We start from the raw sequence: 19,754 nt of genomic DNA, 5'->3' as shown, positions 1-19,754 counted from the left end.
TAAAATCTAAAAAATGAAGAATTTTATTGCGAAATTATTAAGAAAATATTGACTTTTGACATTTTAGAAAAAAACACTTTAAAAAATGGAAGTTATTGTATATAATAGGATTATATATGTAAGAATATGATTAAATGCATACTCTGTCTTTAGAAATTGGGCAGATATTCGACATAAATGGAAACAGATGAAAGGGGAAACATATCATATGGTTTCAACAGATATAGGAATCGATTTGGGAACAGCCAGCATTCTGGTGTATATTAAAGGAAAAGGCGTTGTATTAAAAGAGCCGTCTGTAGTGGCATTCGATAGAGATACCAATAAGATCAAGGCAATCGGTGAGGAAGCAAGACTGATGCTTGGAAGAACACCTGGAAATATCGTTGCGGTAAGACCGCTTCGTCAGGGTGTTATTTCGGATTACAAGGTTACCGAACAGATGATCAAGTACTTCATACAGAAAGCACTTGGCAAAAAGAGCTTCCGCAAACCGCGTATCAGCGTATGCGTGCCGAGCGGCGTTACGGAAGTAGAGAAAAAGGCAGTTGAGGATGCGACCTATCAGGCCGGAGCCAGAGAGGTAGCGATCATTGAGGAACCGATCGCGGCAGCGATCGGAGCAGGCATTGATATCTCAAGACCGTGTGGAAACATGATCGTAGATATCGGTGGTGGTACTGCGGATATAGCGGTAATTTCACTCGGAGGTTCTGTAGTCAGCACCTCTATTAAGATCGCCGGTGATGATTTCGACGAAGCGATCGTTCGTTATATGAGAAAGAAACACAATCTTCTGATCGGTGAGAGAACCGCAGAAGACATCAAGATCAAGATCGGAACCTGTTTCCCGCTTGCACAGGCGGATACCATGGATGTGCGCGGACGAAATCTTGTGACAGGTCTTCCGAAGACCGTTACCGTATCTTCCGAGGAGACAGAGGAGGCGCTGCGTGAGCCGACACTTCAGATCGTGGAAGCGGTACACAGCGTACTTGAGAAGACTCCGCCGGAACTGGCAGCCGACGTGGCAGACCGTGGAATCGTTCTGACCGGAGGCGGATCCCTGCTTCGCGGACTGGAAGAGCTGATCGAAGACAGAACCGGGATCAATACCATGACAGCGGACGAACCGATGACCTGCGTGGCGATCGGAACCGGAAAATTTGTGGAATTTCTTGCCGGAAAGCGTGATGATGATTAAAGAAAATGTCGATATAAAATAGTAGAGAGAAAGGCGGAAGAACGCCTGGGGGAAGGAGCGCACATATGGTAAAAGGCCTTTATACAGCGTATACCGGGATGATCATGGAACAGAACCGGATGGATATCCTGTCAAATAACCTCGCAAACAGTGCGACAAATGGTTATAAGAAGGAAGGGTGTACAGCAAAATCTTTTGAAGATCAGCTGGCACTCAAGATCAAAGATACCTCGGAATACAATATCCCGAAGCCGCTTGGATATGTCAATATGGGTGTGAAGATTGGGGAGACCTATACAGACTGGAGCCAGGGAAATTTTGAGGTGACAGATAACGCGGAAGATCTTGCAATCGCAGGCGATGGTTTCTTTGCGCTGTCATATACGAACAAGCAGGGAGAGACTTCGGTCAAATATACCAGAGACGGAGCGTTTAAGGTAAATACCGAGGGATATCTGGTGACAAAGGACGGAGATTATGTTTTGAACCGGAACGGAGCTTTGAATGGAGATCCGGGAGCGGGAAGTTACATCCGGCTGGATCCGACACAGACATTCCGTGTTGATGAACTTGGCAATATCATTCAGAATAATCAGATCGTTGCACAGGTTGGCGTTGTTGATTTTGAAGATTACAATTACCTGCAGGAGTACGGCGAAAACATGTATGATCTTGTGGACGGCGGACAGGCAGTGGCATCCGATGCGGCGATAGAGCAGGGAACACTTGAAAAATCAAATGTCAATGTTGTTACGGAAATGGTAGATATGATCACTGTTTCAAGAGCGTATGAAGCGAACCAGAAACTGATCCAGACGATCGACACGACACTGGATAAGGCAGCAAACAATGTTGGCAAAGTGTGATGATGAGATAAAAGGAGATGTGTGACATATGATGAGATCATTGTGGACTGGCGCATCTGGAATGATTGCCCAGCAGACCAATGTGGATACAATAGCAAACAACCTTTCAAATGTAAATACAAGCGGTTATAAGTCAGAAAAGACAGAGTTTAAATCATTGCTCTATCAAACCCTTCAGACCAAAACAACGTCTGCGAACGGGGAAGAGAAACCGATCTCCGCACAGGTGGGGCTTGGTACAAGAGTGGCGTCTAACACTTCCATCTTTACACAGGGCTCTCTGATCGCAAATGAAAGCAAGTCTGCGTTCGCGATCGAGGGAAATGGTCTTTTTTCTGTCAGAGGAGCGGATGGCGAGACGTATTACACAAGAAATGGTAATTTTTCCTGGGTGAAGGATGGTAACGTAGTATCCCTGTGTACACAGGAAGGATATCATGTGCTGGATTCCAATGGAAATGTAATTTCACTTCCGGCAAATGTTTCTTCTGAAAGTGTGGAATTTCAGTCCAACTCCGGCGAGATCGGATATAAGGACGGAGCAGGAAATTATCACGCACTGAATCGGCGGATCGGCATTTATCAGTTCCGCAATCCGGCAGGACTGGAAAAAGAATCCAACAGCCTGCTTTCCGTGACTGAGGCATCCGGTGATGCAATGAGTGAATATACCAATAACAATCTTACGAGAAGTAAGATTGTACAGGGTTATCTGGAAGGATCCAACGTACAGCTTGCAGATGAAATGGTAAATCTTATTGTTGCGCAGCGCGCGTATGAGATGAACTCCAAAGTGATCACGACATCGGACGATATGCTTGGTATAGCAAATCAGCTGAAGAGATAAGGAGAATGATCTATGAGTATGATGGGATTGGATGCACTTACATCTTATGCAAATACGCAGGCAAGCCAGAACGATACGAGCGCACTCGAGAGCAAACTGAACGCAGACTTTTCGGATGCGTCGGATGAAGAACTGCTTTCGGTATGTAAGGATTTTGAATCTTACTTTTTGGAGCAGGTGTTAAAACAGGTTGAGAAGACAGTCAAGTTTGACAAGGATGATGAAAATTCCTATGCTTCCCAGATGGTAGATTACTTCAAGGATACGGCGATCCAGACGATATCGGATGAGATCACGGATCAGGAAGGCGGAAGCTTTGCACAGATGATGTACGAGCAGATGAAGAGAAATTATAATCTCTAAGAAATAAAAGCGATGGATAAAACTGTCAGGGTATTCTGGCAGTTTTATTTCGTTTGACGGGAAGGATGAAATTTTTGGATGTAATAACGGGCTATGTGGATCATATTGTATATCGCAACGCAGATAACGGGTATACGGTTTTGAATCTGATCAATTCCGAGATGGAGATCACCTGCGTTGGCATATTTTCCGCAGTCAGCGAAGGAGAAAATATAGAAGTTACCGGTGAGTATGTAGATCATCCCACGTATGGAAAGCAGTTTAAGGCAGATCATTATGAACAGAAGGAGCCGACCGATGAACTTTCCATCGAACGCTATCTTGGATCCGGAGCGATCAAGGGAGTGGGAGCAGCGCTTGCGGCACGGATCGTGCGGCGCTTTAAAGCCGATACATTCCGCATCATAGAGGAAGAACCGGAGCGGCTGGCGGAGATTAAGGGGATCAGTGAGCGGAAGGCAATGGAGATTTCCGATCAGGTTGCGGAGAAAAGAGACCTCCGCCAGGCCATGATATTCTTGCAGCAATATGGAATATCGCTGGGACTCGCGGTGAAGATCTATCAGACCTATGGACAGCAGATTTACGGGATCATAAAAGAAAATCCGTATAAACTGGCGGATGACGTTGACGGAGTGGGCTTCCGTATTGCGGATGAGATTGCGGCGCGGGTAGGGATCCGGACGGATTCGGATTTCCGCGTGCGCAGTGGTATTTTGTATGCACTGCTTCAGGCGTCGGTGGACGGACATACCTATCTGCCGGAAGCTGAACTGACCAGACGGGCGAGTGACCTGCTTGGCGTGGATGGCGCGCTGATCGAAAAGCATTACATGGATCTGGCGATCGAGCGGAAACTGGTGCTGAAAGAAAAAGACGGACAGATGCAGATCTATGCGGCATCTTATTATTATGTGGAAAACAATTGCGCCGTTTTGCTGAAAAACCTGGACATGCAGTATGATGTGGCGGATAAGGAGATACAGGATCGGGTCCGCCGGATTGAAAAGCAGACGGGAATGACGCTGGACGAAAAACAGATGGATGCGGTGAAAGAAGCGGTGCGCAGCGGGCTTCTGGTGATCACGGGTGGTCCGGGTACCGGAAAGACCACAACGATCAACACGATCATCAAATATTTTGAGCTGGAAGGAATGGATATTTTCCTCGCGGCACCAACCGGGCGCGCAGCCAAGCGGATGAGTGAAATGACCGGATATGAGGCACGCACGATCCACCGGATGCTTGAGATCTCCGGTGGCGCGGAAGGCAATGCCGGATTTGAGCGGAACGAAAACAATCCGCTGGAAACGGATGTGATCATCATTGATGAGATGTCCATGGTGGATATCAATCTGATCCATTCGCTTTTAAAAGCGATCGTTCCGGGAACCAGACTGATCCTGGTAGGGGATGTCAATCAGCTTCCGAGTGTGGGAGCCGGCTGTGTTCTCAAAGATATCATTGACTCGGAGTGCTTTCATGTGGTGAAACTCACCAAGATTTTCCGGCAGGCAAGCCAGAGTGACATTATCGTCAATGCGCATAAGATCAACCGTGGTGAAGAAGTAGTGCTGGACAATAAGAGCATGGATTTCTTCTTCCTGAAACGCTACGACGCGGACGTGATTATCAGTGTCGTGATACAGCTGATCCGGCAGAAACTGCCGAAATTTGTGGATGCAACGCCTTATGATATCCAGGTGCTGACACCGATGCGGAAGGGACTGCTTGGCGTGGAACGGTTGAACCGTATTTTGCAGGAATACTTAAATCCGCCGGATAAAAGCAAGGTGGAGCATGAGTATGGCGACGGGCTGTTTCGTGAGGGCGATAAAGTGATGCAGACAAAGAACAATTACCAGATCGAGTGGGAGGTTCAGTCCAAATACGGATTTGCGATCGAAAAAGGAATGGGGATCTTCAATGGAGACATGGGGATCGTGAAAAAGATCAATACATATGCGGAGACAGTCACAGTTGAATTCGATGAGGGAAGGATCGTGGAGTATCCGTTTAAGATGTTGGAGGAATTAGAACTTGCCTATGCGATCACGATACATAAATCACAGGGAAGTGAATATCCGGCAGTCGTCATTCCACTGCTTTCCGGTCCACGGATGCTTATGAACCGGAATCTTTTGTACACGGCGGTGACGAGAGCGAGAAAGTGCGTTACGCTTGTTGGCAATGAAAAGACGTTTTATGAGATGGTGGAAAACATTACGGAGCAGAAGCGATACAGTGGATTGCGGGATCGCATTTTAGAACAGGCAGAAGAAACAGCCGGAATATAAACAGCTGGAATAAAAAAAGGGAAACGTTTGCGTGAACAGAACGTTTCCCTTTTTGCATACACTGCTTATGCGAGCAGTGCCTTATCGTTTGCGAATTCTTCGCCGCTGATCTCCTCGAATTTCAAAAGCAGATCTTCGACCGTGAGTTTTTTCTTTTCCTCACCGGAAATATCAAAGATGATCTTTCCGTCATTCATCATGATCAAACGGTTGCCGTGGATGATCGCATCTTTCATATTGTGTGTGACCATCATGGCAGTCAGATGGTTCTCAGCAATGATCTTGTCAGACAATGCGAGAACCTTTGCGGCTGTCTTCGGATCAAGCGCTGCTGTGTGCTCATCTAAAAGCAGAAGCTTTGGTTTCTTTAATGTTGCCATCAAAAGTGTCAGAGCCTGGCGCTGCCCGCCGGAGAGCAGACCGACTTTGGAAGTCATGCGGTCTTCGAGACCGAGATCCAGTTCCTTTAAAATCTCGTGATATTTTTTCCGTTCCTCGTGTGTGATGCCCCATTTCAGACCACGGGAAGAACCACGTCTTGCGGCGAGCGCAAGGTTTTCCTCGATCTCCATGGTGGCTGCGGTTCCGGTCATCGGATCCTGGAAAACGCGTCCGAGATAGGAAGCGCGCTTATATTCCGGGAGACCGGTCACGTCGGTTCCGTCAATGACGAGAGAACCGGAATCAACCGGCCATACACCGGCGATCGCGTTGAGCAGAGTCGATTTTCCTGCACCGTTTCCGCCGATGACGGTAACAAAATCACCATCATTTAAAGTGAGTGAAACGCCGTTTAAAGCGTGCTTCTCATTGATTGTTCCGATGTTGAAGGTTTTATAAATATTATTGATCTCTAACATATCAGTTACCTCCATTCTTAGCCGCGCGTTTGAAAGAAGTCTTGGATTTTCCGCGCAGATACGGGATCGCGAGGAAGATCGCAACGACAATGGCGGAGAACAGCTTCATGTCTTCGGACGGAAGCCCGAGCCATAATACAAATGCGATAACAACATAGTAAATGATCGCGCCGATCGCTACGAATGCGAGACGGCCGATGAAATTGAGACGTTTGCCAAAGATGGCTTCGCCAAGTACTTCACCGATGATCACAGCGGCGAGTCCGATAACGATCGCGCCACGTCCCATGTTGACATCGGAGTTACCCTGATACTGCGCGTACAGACCGCCGGCAAGTCCGACCAGTCCGTTGGAGATGACAAGCGCGAGAACTTTCGCAAAGTTGGTGTTGATACCCTGTGCCCGTGACATGTTCGGATTGCATCCGGTCGCACGGATCGTAAAGCCCTGTTCTGTTCCGAAATACCAGTAGAGTACGCCGATGATCACGACCAGGAAAAGGATCGTGGTCACAATGGCAGCCGGGATATAACGAAGTGAAACAACGAGGTTATACTTGTCAACGCTGACAGCCTGATTGGAACGTCCCATGATGTTCATGTTGACGGAGTAAAGCGCAATCTGCGTCAGGATTCCGGATAGGATATCCGGGATGCCGAGAACCGTATGTAAGATACCGGTAACCAGTCCGGCGAGCATGCCTGCCGCGAAAGCGAAGATCAATGCGACAGATGGAGGAAAACCATTCAGGATCAGCATGACCGCGACCGCGCCGCCGGTACCTAAAGTACCGTCTACGGTAAGGTCGGCAAAATTTAAGATCTTAAAAGTAATATAAACGCCGAGTGCCATGATGCCCCAGATCAGTCCCTGTGCGACCGAACCTGGCATGGCGCGGAAAAGTGATAATACATTCATAATATTCCCTCTATTCTTCGGTTGATAATTTTACATAATCGTCCGGAATGGTGATACCGAGCGCGTCAGCAACGTCCGCATTGTATTCTTTGGTAGTTGCGCTTGCGTATTCGATCTCCATAGTTCCAGGATCTTTGCCGTTTACAAGGATTTCATATGCCATTTCACCAGCTGCCTGACCGATATCGTAGTAGCTGATGGAGAGTGTTGCGAGCGCACCCTGGCAGATACCTTCTTCTCCGGCGATGACCGGGATGCCTGCCGGAACAGTGACGTTTTTGATGATATCAACATTGGCAGCCATGGTGTTGTCGGTCGGAACATACAGGCAGTCGCATTCAGATACGGCTTTGGTCACAACGGATTGGATCTCGTTGGAGTCTGCAGCGGAGTATTCCTTGTATGCAATGCCGTCTTTTTCCAGAGCGGCTTCGATCTGATTTGCCTGGAAAACAGAGTTTGCTTCCGCGGAGCAGTATACGATGCCGACCTGTGTGACATCCGGAACCAGTTCTTTGATCATGGCTTCCTGCTGGTCGAGCGGAGCGAGATCGGAAGTACCTGTGATGTTGGTGCCGGAAGTTCCGTTCCAGTCATCCGCGTTTAATGCGGTTGCATAGTCCGTGATGGAAGTTCCGACGATCGGAATGCTGTTGGTAGCCGCGGATGCAGCCTGCAGAGATGCGGTTGCGTTTGCGAGGATCAGGTCTACATTGTCGGAAACAAAACCGGTACAGATCGTAGCGCAGTTGGTTTCCTCGCCCTGTGCGTTCTGCACATCAAACACAACGTTATTTTCTCCGAGCTTATCCTTTAAAGCATCCTGAAAGCCCTGGGTAGCGGCGTCGAGCGCTTCGTGTTCAACGAGCTGACATACACCGATGTGGTAGACTTTTCCGTCGGTTCCTGCTTCGGTGGAAGATGCTGAACCGGAAGCGGTCTGGGTGGATGAAGCGTTTCCGCAGCCCACAAGTCCGAGTACCATGGCAGTCGCCATGAGTGTGGATAATAATTTCTTTTTCATAAAAATGCCCCTCCTGTTATCTTTATCGGTTTAACCTTTTTTAACTTTTAAGTTTTAAAGTAATAAACACCATAAATTATAGAGACAGGGCAAATCAAAGTCAATCCCCAAATGCGGATGGACAGCGGAATTTTCAGGAAAATTTAAGAAAAATATAATGGTATTTCGACAGAGCCTGTGCTATGATTTGAAACGCAAAGAGAGAAGAAAGGCAGAATCATAAAAAAGAGAATCGAAGAATGGATCAAAGATATCCTGTTTCCGCGCAGATGCCCGGTTTGCGATGAGGTACTTCCGGTTGTGGCAGCCTGGGAGGAGTCACGCCTGATCTGTCCGGGATGCAGCGCGAAGATAGAGCGGATACAGGAGCCTTTGTGTAAAAAGTGCGGGAAACCGCTGGATGATGAAAAAAGGGAACTCTGCACAGACTGTAAGAAGAAAAAACACGAATTTGAGCAGGGAAAGGCGGTTTTTGTATACAGCGGCGGCATAAGGGAGTCGCTGTACCGGTTCAAATACAGTAACCGGAGAGAGTACGCGGACTTTTACGGAGAGGAAGCGCTGCGCCGTTATGAAAAATGGATATTAAATAAGAAGATACAGGTTATCATCCCGATTCCGCTGCACAAAAAGAGACAGCGCGGACGCGGGTACAATCAGGCGGAACTGTTCGCCCGGGTGATCGGGGCGAGACTGGGGATCCCGGTATGCACCGATCTGATGATCCGGGAGAAAAATACAGTCCCGCAAAAGGAACTAAATGAGGCAGAAAGAAAAAATAATCTGAAAAATGCTTTTAAAATTACGAAAAATATAGTACACTTATCCTATATCTTATTAGTGGACGATATTTATACCACTGGAAGCACGATAGACGCCGCCGCCCTGGCATTAAAAAAGGCGGGCGGAACGCATATATATTTTATCTGCGTCAGCAGCGGCAGAGGATTTTAGGAGGCAGTTTACTATGGAAGTAAGAAATTGTAAAGGATGCGGAAGATTATTCAATTACCTTGGAGGACCGCCATTGTGCCCGGCATGTGTCGCAGACCTGGAAAAAAAATTCGTGGAAGTCAAAGAGTACATCCGCAATAACCCACAGGCATCCGTGAATCAGGTCTCTGAGGACAATGATGTGTCCACAAAGCAGATCAAGCAGTGGATCCGTGAGGAGCGCCTTGCGTTTACAGACGATTCACCGGTTGGAATTGAGTGTGAGAACTGTGGAGCGATGATCAAAACCGGACGTTTTTGCGATGCCTGCAAATCAAAGCTTCAGAACAATCTTATGAGCGCGATCGACAAGCCTAAGAAAGTAGAACCGAAGAAACCAGTGCGTGATGGCGAGAGAATGCGTTTCCTCGAAAAATAAGAAATACAGAAAATAAGCTGCCGTTTTTTGACGGCAGTTTTTTTTGTGGATTTTGGCAAAAAACTTTTCAAGGGATTTATACTATGCTATAATGAAAGCAATGCTTATAAGATGGGGTGGACTATGATCGACGAAGAACGCGTGAAACAAATGACAAAGATGGCAATATATGAGGAGGGCGAAGGGAAGCAGTATGTGCCGATGACACAGTACTTTCGCCATGATTATGTTGGTAAGGAAATGGTAAAAAGTGTGATCCTTGGGACATTTGCTTTTGCACTGTTTGTGGTCATTTATCTGTCCTGTGAGATGGAAAATCTGATGGAGAATATCAACAGCATCGACCTGGTCGGTTTTGTGACGGGTATTCTTGTGAAATACGGAATTTTTATGGCAGCCTACCTGCTTGTCACCTATGTGGTCTATAATGTCCGTTACAGTGTGGGACGAAAGCATGTAAAGCAGTTCTACACGCATGTGAAGAAGGTGAATAAGATCTATGAGCAGGAAGAAAAATAAAAATTCTGCCGATTAGGAGGATAATACATGGAAACCTTACTGGAGTTGAAGGACAGACTGAAGAACTTTTACAGCAAGTATGAGATCTATATGATGCCGGTGCTCAAATTCGTGCTGGCGTTCGTGCTGTTCTTTGTGATCAATAAAAATATCGGGTTTATGGAACGCCTGGACAGTCTGCCGGTCATTTTGATACTGGCGCTGCTCTGTTCGATTCTTTCCCCGAATATGATGGTGCTGTTTGCGGTTGTGCTGACATTGCTTCATCTGTACGCACTTTCCAAAGAAGTGTTTTTGACCGGGGCGGTATTGTTTTTGATACTGGCACTGCTATATTTCCGCTTTGCGCCGAAGGAAGGTTATCTTGCGGTGATGACACCGATCTGCTTCGTTTTCCGCATCCCGTATGTGATGCCGCTGACAGAGGGACTGCTGTTTCAGCCGTACGCAATGTTTTCGGTGGTGTGCGGAACGGTTGTTTATTATTTTTTAGACGGAGTAAAGATGAATAAAGCGGTTTTGGGCGGTGTGACAGAAGATGACACGATGACCTCGAAATTTGCCGCTTCGATCAATCAACTGATCGGAAATAAAGAGATGTATCTGGTGCTCGCGGCGTTTCTTCTGACGATGCTTGTGGTTTATCTGATCCGCAGAATGAGCATAGACCACGCGTGGACGATCGCGATCGTAGTCGGGATTTTGATGGAGTTTTCCATTTTGTTTGCGGGATATATGTTCCTTGCGATCAGTGGAAAGACCATTGCCCTGACGGTGGGAAGCGCGGTTTCGGCGCTGATCGCATTTGCCTTAAAATTCCTGTTTTTCCATGTGGATTATATGCGGACCGAGCGGGTGCAGTTTGAGGATGATGAGTATTATTACTATGTAAAGGCGGTTCCGAAGATCTCGGTGACCCAGTCCAAAAAACAGGTGAAAAAATTTGCGGGAAAAACATCCGCTCAGGATCATGCGCGAAGAGAGCGCATAACAAGAGAACAGCTTGCAAAAGATATGGATATTGACAGGGAACTGTTAAAATAGGCAGACAAAAAGACGGAAGGAAGTGAGACTGCATGCAGAACATGGTGGGCGTTTTGGGAGCGTTCAAAGAAAAATATCTGGCGTGGATGAACCTGCCGAGCATCACAAAGACCGATATTATAGAAATCATCATTATTGCGTTTCTGATTTATCATGTCATGCTGTGGTTTAAAAATACGAGAGCGTGGACCTTATTTAAGGGACTGATCGTAATACTGGTATTTGTCTTTGTGGCGGCACTGTTTCAGATGAACACGATCCTGTGGATCGCCGGAAAGGCATTTAATGTCGGCATCGTGGCACTGGTTGTTGTGTTCCAGCCGGAGCTCAGAAAAGCCCTCGAAGACCTTGGACGCAAGAATTTTGTGTCGTCGATCGTCTCTATTGATTTTTCAAGAGGCAGCGAGGAAAAGTTCAGTGAGCGTACGGTCAATGAACTGGTCAAGGCGTGCTACGAGATGGGAAAGGTAAAAACAGGAGCGCTCATTGTCATTGAAAACGATGTTTCGCTGGCGGAATATGAGAGAACCGGCATTGCGCTGGATTCGATCCTGACCAGCCAGCTTCTGATCAATATATTCGAAAAAAATACGCCGCTTCACGATGGCGCGATCATTGTGCGGGGAGACCGTGTGGTATCGGCGACCTGCTATCTGCCGCTTTCTGACAATATGGAGCTGAGCAAGGAGCTTGGAACCAGACACCGGGCGGCGGTCGGGATCAGCGAAGTGAGCGATTCCCTTACCATTGTCGTGTCCGAGGAGACCGGAAAGGTGTCGATCGCGACACAGGGTGTGCTCTACCGCAATGTGGACGCGGATTTCCTGCGCAGTAAGCTGGATTTCCTGCGCAAGCACGACATAGAGACAAACGGAGGACTGGATCTGTTGAAAAGGAGGCTGAAGAATGCTAAAAAAATTCGGCAGCGTGGTAACAAATAATTTTGGCCTTAAAGTATTATCGATCATATTTGCGATCATTATGTGGCTGGTCGTGGTCAATATCGACGATCCCAAGATAACAAAGACCTTTACGACAACGGTTTCAATTACCAACGAATCCGCGATCAGTGATATGGGAAAATATTATGAAGTTGTAGATGGAAAAAATACGGTGACATTTGCGGTTTCGGCGAAGCGCTCCCTGATCGAGGATCTGAGCGGATCGGATTTCAAAGCGGTTGCGGACATGAGCTTGATCGAAGATTTAAGCCGGGTTCCGATTGAAATATCGGCACTTCATTATACCAACCAGATTTCGATCATTACGAGAAATCAGTATCTGGATGTCACGGTCGGCAATCTTCAGACGCAGTCGTTTATCATTGTTCCAAGAGATTCCGGTACACCGGCGAGTGGTTCTGTGGTGGGAAGTGTCAGCGTTTCTCCAAACGTGTTAAAGGTATCCGGACCGGCGGAGATCGTATCGACGATCGACAAGGTGACGGCAACGATCGATGTCTCCAATATGTCCATGGATATTTCGGATAATGTGATACCGAAGCTCTATGACAGTGGCGGCGCGGAGATCGATACGACCAATCTTTCGATGAATCTTTCAACGGTGACAGTCAGTGCGGAAATATTAAATACAAAAGAGGTCGGATTGAACTTCCAGACGACGGGAAAACCGGCGGATGGCTATCAGCTGACGAGCGTATCGTACGAACCGGAAACGGTACAGGTAAAGGGCGCGGCGGAAGATTTGAAAAAACTGGATATGATCACGATCCCGAAGGACGTTTTGGATATCAGCGATGCCGAGGGAGATATCACAAAGACGGTGGATATCAGTTCTTATCTGCCGGACGGCGTGGAACTGGTGGATACTGCGGCAAAAGATATTTCTGTCACGGTTGAGATCGAGCAGGCATCCACAAAGGTATTTGACATGCCGGTTGCCAATATCACGGTAAACAACCTGAAATCCGGGTATGAAGCCGAATTTGAAGGAAATACAGTGAAAGTGATCATTGCCGGATTTGCGTCGGATCTAAACGACCTTGACGCGTCAAAACTGACCGGTACCATAGATGCGAGCGGATTAAAAGAAGGGGAACATACACTTACCTTAAAGCTGGATCTGCCGGATCAGTATTCTGCGTCAGGTACGCAGACGGCGACATTTCATATTGTAAAGAAGTAAAGAAAAGAAATAAAAAGATAGCTGGAGGAAAAAAGATGGCTAGAATGTTTGGAACGGATGGCGTAAGAGGCGTTGCCGGATCGGAGCTTACGATCGAACTTGCGACTCAGCTTGGTCAGGCGGGGGCATATGTGCTGACAAAGGAGCAGGAACATCAGCCGACGATCATTGTGGGCTGTGATACAAGAATCTCAGGGGGAATGCTGGCGAGCGCGCTGATGGCAGGAATCTGTTCTGTGGGCGCAAATGCGATATATGTGGGCGTGGTTCCGACACCGGCGATCGCGTATCTCACAAGAAAACACAAAGTGGATGCCGGAGTTGTGATATCCGCTTCCCACAATCCAATGGAATTTAACGGGATCAAATTTTTCAACGGAGACGGTTACAAGCTGTCGGATGCGTTGGAGGACGAGATCGAGGCACTGATACGCAGCAATATGGACGGCGTGACACTGCCGACCGGTTCCGGCGTGGGACGCATCGACTACCGGTTTGACCTCAGGGATGAATATGTGGAGTTCATGAAAAAATGTGTTCCGGTCGATCTGAAAGGCTTAAAAATCGTTGTGGACTGTGCGGAAGGCGCTTCCTATTACACCTCCGTGCGCACGTTAGAGGACCTCGGGGCGAATCTGATCCCGATCCATATCACACCGGATGGAACGAACATCAATGCAAACTGCGGATCCACACATATGGATGAGCTGCAGGCGAGAGTGGTCTATGAGAAAGCGGATCTCGGGATCGCGTTTGACGGGGATGCGGATCGTATGCTCGCGGTAGACGAAAATGGTAAGATGGTAGACGGTGACCAGCTGATGGCGATCTGTGGAAATTACATGAAAGAGAAAGGCACATTAAAGAAAAACACGATCGTTGTAACGGTTATGACAAACCTTGGATTCACCCTGATGGGAGAAGAAAAGGGTATTCATGTCGAAAAGACCAGGGTCGGAGACCGTTATGTGCTTGAAAATATGCTGCAGAACGGCTATAATATCGGCGGTGAACAATCCGGGCATATCATTTTCCTGGACGATAACACGACAGGAGACGGACTGCTCAGTGCACTGCATCTGCTGCAGGTCATGGTTGAAACCGGAAGAAAGCTGTCTGATCTGGCGGCTGTGATGGAAGTGCTTCCACAGGCGCTTGTGAATGCAAAGGTACCAAATCATAAAAAAGATAAATTCATGGAGTATGCGGAGATCTCAGATGCCATAAAAAAAGTGGAGGAGAGATTTGGAGGAGAAGGCCGGGTGCTGATCCGTCCGTCCGGAACCGAACCGTTAGTCCGTGTTATGATAGAAGGAAAAAATCAGGAAGAAATTGACAGTGAGGCGAAAAAACTGGCAGATCTGATCACAAAGATCATGTTATAGCAAATTGGAGGTTAGAACGTAAATATGGTAAGCAAGAAAGTTAAGGTGACAAATCCGACCGGACTGCACTTGAGACCGGCTGGTATTTTATGCAAAGAAGCAATGCAGTATAAATCCCGCATTACGTTTTCATATCGCGAAAACATGACAGCGAACGCAAAGAGTGTGCTCAGCGTACTCGGTGCGTGCGTAAAATCAGGGGACGAAATAGAATTTACCTGCGAGGGCGAGGATGAAGAAGCAGCACTTCAGGCAATGGTAGATGCAGTAAACAGTGGATTGGGAGAATAGACGATTATGATGAATTTTAAAAAGTACAAACGTGTGCCGGTACTGGACTATCCGAATCGGGAGTGGCCGGACAAAGAAATTAAAAAAGCACCGGCATGGTGCAGCGTGGATCTGCGTGACGGAAATCAGGCACTGATCGATCCGATGACGGTAGATGAAAAGATCGAGATGTTTCAGCTTTTATTAAAACTGGGATTCAAGGAGATCGAGATCGGTTTCCCGGCAGCGTCCCAGATCGAATATGATTTCCTGCGCAAACTTGTAGAGGAAAACATGATACCGGATGATGTTACCGTCCAGGTGCTGACACAGTGCAGAGAGCACCTGATCGACCGCACGTTTGAAGCAATCGAAGGCATCAAAAATGTGATCGTACATATTTACAACTCCACCTCAGTGCTTCAGCGCGACGTGGTATTCCATATGGACAAAGAGGCGATCAAGCAGATCGCGATCGATGGCACCAATATGGTAAAAGAGCGGATGAAAAACTGTGAGGGTAACATCACACTGGAATATTCTCCGGAGAGCTTTACCGGAACAGAAATGGAATTTGCGCTGGATATCTGCAACGCGGTACAAAAAACGTGGGATCACGCGAATGACAACAAGATCATCTTCAATCTGCCGGCGACGGTTGAAATGACCACACCGAATGTTTACGCAGATCAGATCGAGTGGATGAATAAACATTTTGAGGACAGAGATAATATTATCTTGAGTGTACATCCGCATAATGACAGAGGAACCGGTGTGGCGGCAACAGAGCTTGCGCTGCTTGCAGGGGCTGACCGCGTAGAAGGCACGCTTTTTGGAAACGGCGAGCGCACCGGAAATGTGGATATCTTAACACTTGCATACAATATGTTTTCCCAGGGGATCAATCCGGGTCTGGAACTCGGGGACATCAATGAGATCCGTGAGGTGTATGAACGCTGCTGCAAGATGAAAGTCGGCATGCGCCATCCGTATGCGGGAAAACTGGTATTCACCGCATTTTCCGGCTCACATCAGGATGCGATCAACAAAGGAATCCATGCGATGAACAAGCGTGGAGACGGTATCTGGGAAGTACCGTATCTGCCGATCGATCCGTCCGATCTCGGAAGACAGTACGAGCCGATCGTGCGTATCAACAGCCAGTCCGGCAAGGGCGGTGTGGCATTTGTCATGGATGCGGCATATGGCTACAAGCTGCCGAAAGAGATGCAGCGTGAGTTCGCGGACGTGATCCAGAAGATCTCCGAAAAACAGGGCGAGGTTTCCCCGTCTACGATCATGGATAAATTCAGAGAAGAATATTTAGACGCGGAAGAACCGTTTGCTTTTATCCGGGCAAAAGTAGAAGAGCCGGAAGAAGAAGGAGAGACCCGTGTTACCCTGCGTTTCCGCTACAAAGGAGAGGAAATGCTTGCGGAGGCAGAAGGAAACGGACCGATCAATGCGGCGATTCAGGCGATCCGTGGAAAAGTCCCGAGCGTGGACGTACATGTGCTCAACTATTCCGAGCATGCACTGAGCGAAGGCTCCGAGGCGAAAGCAGCGGCTTACATACAGATGGAGGATGCAAAGAGCGGCAGGATCACATTTGGTGTCGGCGTAAGCTCTAATATCACAAGAGCCTCCATACGGGGAATGTTCAGCGCACTGAACAGACTTTCAAGATAAGGAGTTATCATTTATGAATAAGTTGCTTCAGAAAGTAAAAGAGAATCTGAATCTGAAAGTCATTCTCGGATTTGTGGTCATGACTGTGATCTTCATGGTGGGAAGATCGGTCGTTTATGTGAATGAGATCGAACCGCGGCGTGAAGATGTATACACGGCGGATGTCATTTCTGGTGATAAAAAGGGAACCATGCTGCCTTTGAAAGAAGGCATGACCGTCACACAGACTTTTGTGTATCCGCAGGATCAGATGATGGCGGTCGGCGTGGAATTGTATTCGGACGCATACAAAAACAAAGGTGAGTTCTCTATGAAAGTGTATGACATGGAGACAAATGAGCTTCTGGGAGAAGATACCTTTGACGCGTCCCAGCTGACAGATATGAGAGCAGCAGCGATCGATGACGTGTCCTACTTTAACGTGGGGACGCCGAACGATATCTCAGGCAATGAGAACCGGTATATGCGCATCGAATTTTCGGTAGTATCACTTTCCGAGAAATCCAGCGTATATCTTTACGCAAACGGAAATACAAAATATAATCAGGCGCAGGTCACCGGGGCGGACACAGAAGATCCGCTCAACATAGTAGTGCGTGGATACTGCTATCATTACGGTTACTGGGCGGAGTTCTTTAAATGGGGAACCAATGTCATTTACTTTATGCTGGCTGGCTGCTATATCCTGATCATGGTATTCCGCGCAAAACCGCATCAGATCTTTGTGATCGCGGGAACCTGTATGGCACTTTGCTATGCGTTTCTGCTTCCACCGGGAACAGTTCCGGATGAGATCGGTCATATTGAGACGACCTACTACTATTCCAATAAGCTGCTGGGGATCGAAGAACCGGATGCGGAATCAATCTATGTGAGAAAAACGGACCAGGAAGCGATCGGAAAATTACAGACAACACCAACATTAAAAGAATACAATTATTTTATCTTAAATATCACACACCGGTCGGATGATACCAAACTGGTCAAGATCGACGCGACCAAGGGATCGGATAACTGGCTGCTCTATGCACCGGCGATACTGGGTGTGACGGCGGGCAGGCTGATCGGATTAAACGGTATCACAACACTGTACGCGGGACGCTTTTTTATGATGTTTGTATATCTGATATTCGCGTTTTTCGCGATCAAGCGGGTTCCGGTCGGCAAGGCTGCGATGTTTATTATCGTTCTGTCGCCGATGTTCATACAGCAGAGCTGTTCATATTCGTATGACGCGATGCCGATTGAACTTACGACCCTGTTCGTGGCGGAACTGTTTTCTGTTCTGTATGAAGACCGGAAGATTAAAAAACGTGATATCATCATACTTTCGGCACTTGCGTTTGTGATCGCCTCGTGTAAGGCGGGTACTTATATTCCGGAATGTCTGCTTTTGTTCCTGATCCCGAAGGAAAAATATGAGAGCGAAAAGCAGTGCAGGAGAATGCGGATCGGTTTTCTTGTCGTGATGATCCTGGGGTTTTTGATCAACAGTATTCCGTATCTTATGATGGTACTTGGAATTACAGAGGCAACAACGGAATTACAGCAGTATTCCAATTCGCTGAACTGTTATACGGTTTCGGACGTACTGTTCAATCCGGGCAATACGGTGCGCGTACTGATCACGACATTTCTGCAGTACATTGATTTTTATTTTGAAGGCAGTTTTGCCGGACCGCTTGGATGGCTCAATATCGGGATCAATCCAATGTGGGGATACCTGATGGCGGGACTGATGCTGCTTGGTTTGACGGCAGTAAAAGATGAGCCGGAATATATCACGAAAAAACAGAGAGTATGGATCGCCCTGGCGCTTCTTGCCACAGTTGCGATGGTGACAGCGGCAATGTTTGTTTCCTGGACCGGAAAAGGAAGTACCACGATCAGCGGTATACAGGGACGTTATTTTACGCCGATCCTGTTTTACTTTTTCTTTTTGTTCCGTGGGAAATTTATAAAAATAGCACATAATGTGGATAATGCTATCATGTATTTTGGAATAGCGTTGAACGTTATTGTGATAAGCAATATATTGTCAAGTACTCAGACTGTAATGTAAGGAGAAAAAACTATGAAGAAGATTTTGGTGACAGGCTGTAATGGACAGCTTGGTCGTGCAATCAATAAGGAATACGCGGGAGAATCTGTGGAGATCATCAATACCGACGTGGCTGCAGGAGATCACATTGTAGCGTGCGATATTACAAGTATTGATGAAGTGATGAAACTGGCAAGAGAGAAAAAGCCGGATGTCATCATCAACTGCGCGGCACACACCAACGTGGATAAGTGTGAGGAACAGTGGGAACTGGCTTATAAGATCAATGCGATCGGTCCTAGAAATTTAAGTATTGCGGCAACGGAAGTAGGAGCTAAACTGGTCCATGTATCTACCGATTATGTGTTTGCGGGAGATGGAACCCGTCCCTATGTGGAATATGACACACCGGCACCGATCAGTGCTTACGGAAGAAGCAAATACGAAGGTGAAAAATTCGTACAGCAGTTTGCAAACCGCTATTTTATTGTGCGTACCGCATGGCTTTACGGGGACGGAAAGAACTTTGTAAAGACAATGTTAAAACTGTCAGAGACACATGATGAACTCTTTGTTGTAGATGATCAGGTAGGATCACCGACAAGTGCGGTGGAACTGGCAAAAATGATCCACTTCCTGGAGCCAACAGAAAATTACGGTCTGTTCCATGCAACCTGTGAGGGAGATACCAACTGGGCGGATTTTACGGAAGAGATCTTTAAGAGAGCCGGCATCAGGACAAAAGTAAATCATGTGACATCCGAGGAATATGCGAGAATGAATCCGGCATCCGCAAAGCGCCCGGCCTACTCGATCCTTGAAGACTTCATGCTCAAGCTGACAACGGATTACCGTATGGCAGACTGGCACGATGCACTCGATGTTTATATGAAAGAAATGGGGTATTAG

19 protein-coding genes are annotated in these 19,754 nt (G+C 47.3%); 16 read left to right on the top strand and 3 right to left on the bottom strand.

Annotation, left to right across the window (positions count from 1 at the left end; all coding sequences use genetic code 11):
• The first annotated feature begins 208 nt into the window (after positions 1-208).
• From mreB to recD2, 5 genes are all read left to right on the top strand, one after another.
• Positions 209-1,204, top strand: a complete 996-nt coding sequence (gene mreB, locus H8Z76_RS02085; RefSeq protein WP_022516584.1) for a rod shape-determining protein — start codon at positions 209-211, stop codon at positions 1,202-1,204.
• Positions 1,205-1,269: 65 nt separating this feature from the next.
• Positions 1,270-2,070 carry a flagellar hook-basal body protein gene (locus H8Z76_RS02080; RefSeq protein ID WP_147617831.1) on the top strand — a complete coding sequence of 267 codons (801 nt, stop codon included), beginning with the start codon at positions 1,270-1,272 and terminating at the stop codon, positions 2,068-2,070.
• 28 nt (positions 2,071-2,098) lie between these two features.
• Positions 2,099-2,917, top strand: coding sequence for a flagellar hook-basal body protein (locus H8Z76_RS02075; RefSeq protein WP_022516586.1), 819 nt, complete (start codon positions 2,099-2,101; stop codon positions 2,915-2,917).
• Between the two features lie 12 nt (positions 2,918-2,929).
• A complete protein-coding gene (locus H8Z76_RS02070; RefSeq protein WP_022516587.1) occupies positions 2,930-3,280 on the top strand; it encodes a hypothetical protein in 351 nt (116 codons plus the stop codon).
• Positions 3,281-3,354: 74 nt separating this feature from the next.
• Entirely contained in the window at positions 3,355-5,577 is a 2,223-nt protein-coding gene (gene recD2 / locus H8Z76_RS02065; RefSeq protein WP_022516588.1) for an SF1B family DNA helicase RecD2, read from the top strand.
• 65 nt (positions 5,578-5,642) lie between these two features.
• Here the strand turns inward: recD2 and H8Z76_RS02060 are convergent, their stop codons facing one another.
• Genes H8Z76_RS02060 through H8Z76_RS02050 form a run of 3 tightly spaced genes read right to left on the bottom strand, consistent with a single transcriptional unit; the run spans position 5,643 to position 8,380 of the window.
• Entirely contained in the window at positions 5,643-6,437 is a 795-nt protein-coding gene (locus H8Z76_RS02060) for an ABC transporter ATP-binding protein (RefSeq protein ID WP_147617833.1), read from the bottom strand.
• Between the two features lies 1 nt (position 6,438).
• Positions 6,439-7,356, bottom strand: coding sequence for an ABC transporter permease (locus H8Z76_RS02055; RefSeq protein ID WP_022516590.1), 918 nt, complete (start codon positions 7,354-7,356; stop codon positions 6,439-6,441).
• Between the two features lie 10 nt (positions 7,357-7,366).
• Complete coding sequence (locus H8Z76_RS02050; RefSeq protein WP_186981508.1) at positions 7,367-8,380, bottom strand: ABC transporter substrate-binding protein; 1,014 nt, start codon at positions 8,378-8,380, stop codon at positions 7,367-7,369.
• A 216-nt stretch (positions 8,381-8,596) separates the two neighbouring features.
• Here H8Z76_RS02050 and H8Z76_RS02045 point away from each other — a divergent pair, with 216 nt between their 5' ends.
• The 11 genes from H8Z76_RS02045 to rfbD all read left to right on the top strand — a co-directional run bounded on the left by H8Z76_RS02045 (position 8,597) and on the right by rfbD (position 19,754).
• Positions 8,597-9,334: a ComF family protein gene (locus H8Z76_RS02045; RefSeq protein ID WP_186981576.1), complete on the top strand. Its 738-nt coding sequence runs from the start codon at positions 8,597-8,599 to the stop codon at positions 9,332-9,334.
• A gap of 13 nt (positions 9,335-9,347) precedes the next feature.
• On the top strand, positions 9,348-9,752 hold the full coding sequence (locus H8Z76_RS02040) for a class I tRNA ligase family protein (protein WP_022516593.1): 405 nt from the start codon (positions 9,348-9,350) through the stop codon (positions 9,750-9,752).
• Between the two features lie 123 nt (positions 9,753-9,875).
• On the top strand, positions 9,876-10,271 hold the full coding sequence (locus tag H8Z76_RS02035) for a hypothetical protein (protein ID WP_147617835.1): 396 nt from the start codon (positions 9,876-9,878) through the stop codon (positions 10,269-10,271).
• Positions 10,272-10,298: 27 nt separating this feature from the next.
• On the top strand, positions 10,299-11,315 hold the full coding sequence (locus H8Z76_RS02030; RefSeq protein ID WP_186981507.1) for a hypothetical protein: 1,017 nt from the start codon (positions 10,299-10,301) through the stop codon (positions 11,313-11,315).
• Positions 11,316-11,347: 32 nt separating this feature from the next.
• Positions 11,348-12,256 carry a diadenylate cyclase CdaA gene (gene cdaA / locus H8Z76_RS02025; RefSeq protein WP_186981506.1) on the top strand — a complete coding sequence of 303 codons (909 nt, stop codon included), beginning with the start codon at positions 11,348-11,350 and terminating at the stop codon, positions 12,254-12,256.
• Complete coding sequence (locus tag H8Z76_RS02020; protein WP_186981505.1) at positions 12,222-13,460, top strand: CdaR family protein; 1,239 nt, start codon at positions 12,222-12,224, stop codon at positions 13,458-13,460. Before cdaA ends, H8Z76_RS02020 begins: the two co-directional genes overlap by 35 nt.
• Positions 13,461-13,495: 35 nt before the next feature.
• On the top strand, positions 13,496-14,845 hold the full coding sequence (gene glmM / locus H8Z76_RS02015) for a phosphoglucosamine mutase (RefSeq protein ID WP_186981504.1): 1,350 nt from the start codon (positions 13,496-13,498) through the stop codon (positions 14,843-14,845).
• Between the two features lie 24 nt (positions 14,846-14,869).
• Positions 14,870-15,136 (top strand): HPr family phosphocarrier protein, encoded by a 267-nt coding sequence (locus H8Z76_RS02010; protein WP_022516599.1) that lies wholly within the window; start codon positions 14,870-14,872, stop codon positions 15,134-15,136.
• A gap of 6 nt (positions 15,137-15,142) precedes the next feature.
• A complete protein-coding gene (leuA, locus tag H8Z76_RS02005) occupies positions 15,143-16,804 on the top strand; it encodes a 2-isopropylmalate synthase (protein ID WP_186981503.1) in 1,662 nt (553 codons plus the stop codon).
• A 13-nt stretch (positions 16,805-16,817) separates the two neighbouring features.
• Positions 16,818-18,866, top strand: coding sequence for a DUF2142 domain-containing protein (locus H8Z76_RS02000; RefSeq protein ID WP_186981502.1), 2,049 nt, complete (start codon positions 16,818-16,820; stop codon positions 18,864-18,866).
• A gap of 12 nt (positions 18,867-18,878) precedes the next feature.
• Entirely contained in the window at positions 18,879-19,754 is an 876-nt protein-coding gene (gene rfbD, locus H8Z76_RS01995; RefSeq protein ID WP_186981501.1) for a dTDP-4-dehydrorhamnose reductase, read from the top strand.

The organism is Roseburia yibonii (assembly GCF_014297335.1).
Lineage (GTDB): Bacteria > Bacillota > Clostridia > Lachnospirales > Lachnospiraceae > Roseburia_D > Roseburia_D yibonii.
Note: the sequence above shows the minus strand (reverse complement) of the source record. Positions and strands in the feature narration are given on the sequence as shown.

Excerpts from the sequence above, each read along its gene's own strand:
- H8Z76_RS02070 (WP_022516587.1), top strand. The coding sequence starts at position 2,930 with ATGAGTATGATGGGATTGGATGCACTTACATCTTATGCAAATACGCAG.
- H8Z76_RS02000 (WP_186981502.1), top strand. The coding sequence starts at position 16,818 with ATGAATAAGTTGCTTCAGAAAGTAAAAGAGAATCTGAATCTGAAAGTC.
- H8Z76_RS02055 (WP_022516590.1), bottom strand. The coding sequence starts at position 7,356 with ATGAATGTATTATCACTTTTCCGCGCCATGCCAGGTTCGGTCGCACAG.
- H8Z76_RS02010 (WP_022516599.1), top strand. The coding sequence starts at position 14,870 with ATGGTAAGCAAGAAAGTTAAGGTGACAAATCCGACCGGACTGCACTTG.
- H8Z76_RS02060 (WP_147617833.1), bottom strand. The coding sequence starts at position 6,437 with ATGTTAGAGATCAATAATATTTATAAAACCTTCAACATCGGAACAATC.
- H8Z76_RS02020 (WP_186981505.1), top strand. The coding sequence starts at position 12,222 with ATGCTAAAAAAATTCGGCAGCGTGGTAACAAATAATTTTGGCCTTAAA.
- H8Z76_RS02075 (WP_022516586.1), top strand. The coding sequence starts at position 2,099 with ATGATGAGATCATTGTGGACTGGCGCATCTGGAATGATTGCCCAGCAG.
- glmM (WP_186981504.1), top strand. The coding sequence starts at position 13,496 with ATGGCTAGAATGTTTGGAACGGATGGCGTAAGAGGCGTTGCCGGATCG.
- mreB (WP_022516584.1), top strand. The coding sequence starts at position 209 with ATGGTTTCAACAGATATAGGAATCGATTTGGGAACAGCCAGCATTCTG.
- H8Z76_RS02080 (WP_147617831.1), top strand. The coding sequence starts at position 1,270 with ATGGTAAAAGGCCTTTATACAGCGTATACCGGGATGATCATGGAACAG.
- rfbD (WP_186981501.1), top strand. The coding sequence starts at position 18,879 with ATGAAGAAGATTTTGGTGACAGGCTGTAATGGACAGCTTGGTCGTGCA.
- H8Z76_RS02035 (WP_147617835.1), top strand. The coding sequence starts at position 9,876 with ATGATCGACGAAGAACGCGTGAAACAAATGACAAAGATGGCAATATAT.
- H8Z76_RS02040 (WP_022516593.1), top strand. The coding sequence starts at position 9,348 with ATGGAAGTAAGAAATTGTAAAGGATGCGGAAGATTATTCAATTACCTT.
- H8Z76_RS02050 (WP_186981508.1), bottom strand. The coding sequence starts at position 8,380 with ATGAAAAAGAAATTATTATCCACACTCATGGCGACTGCCATGGTACTC.
- leuA (WP_186981503.1), top strand. The coding sequence starts at position 15,143 with ATGATGAATTTTAAAAAGTACAAACGTGTGCCGGTACTGGACTATCCG.
- H8Z76_RS02030 (WP_186981507.1), top strand. The coding sequence starts at position 10,299 with ATGGAAACCTTACTGGAGTTGAAGGACAGACTGAAGAACTTTTACAGC.
- cdaA (WP_186981506.1), top strand. The coding sequence starts at position 11,348 with ATGCAGAACATGGTGGGCGTTTTGGGAGCGTTCAAAGAAAAATATCTG.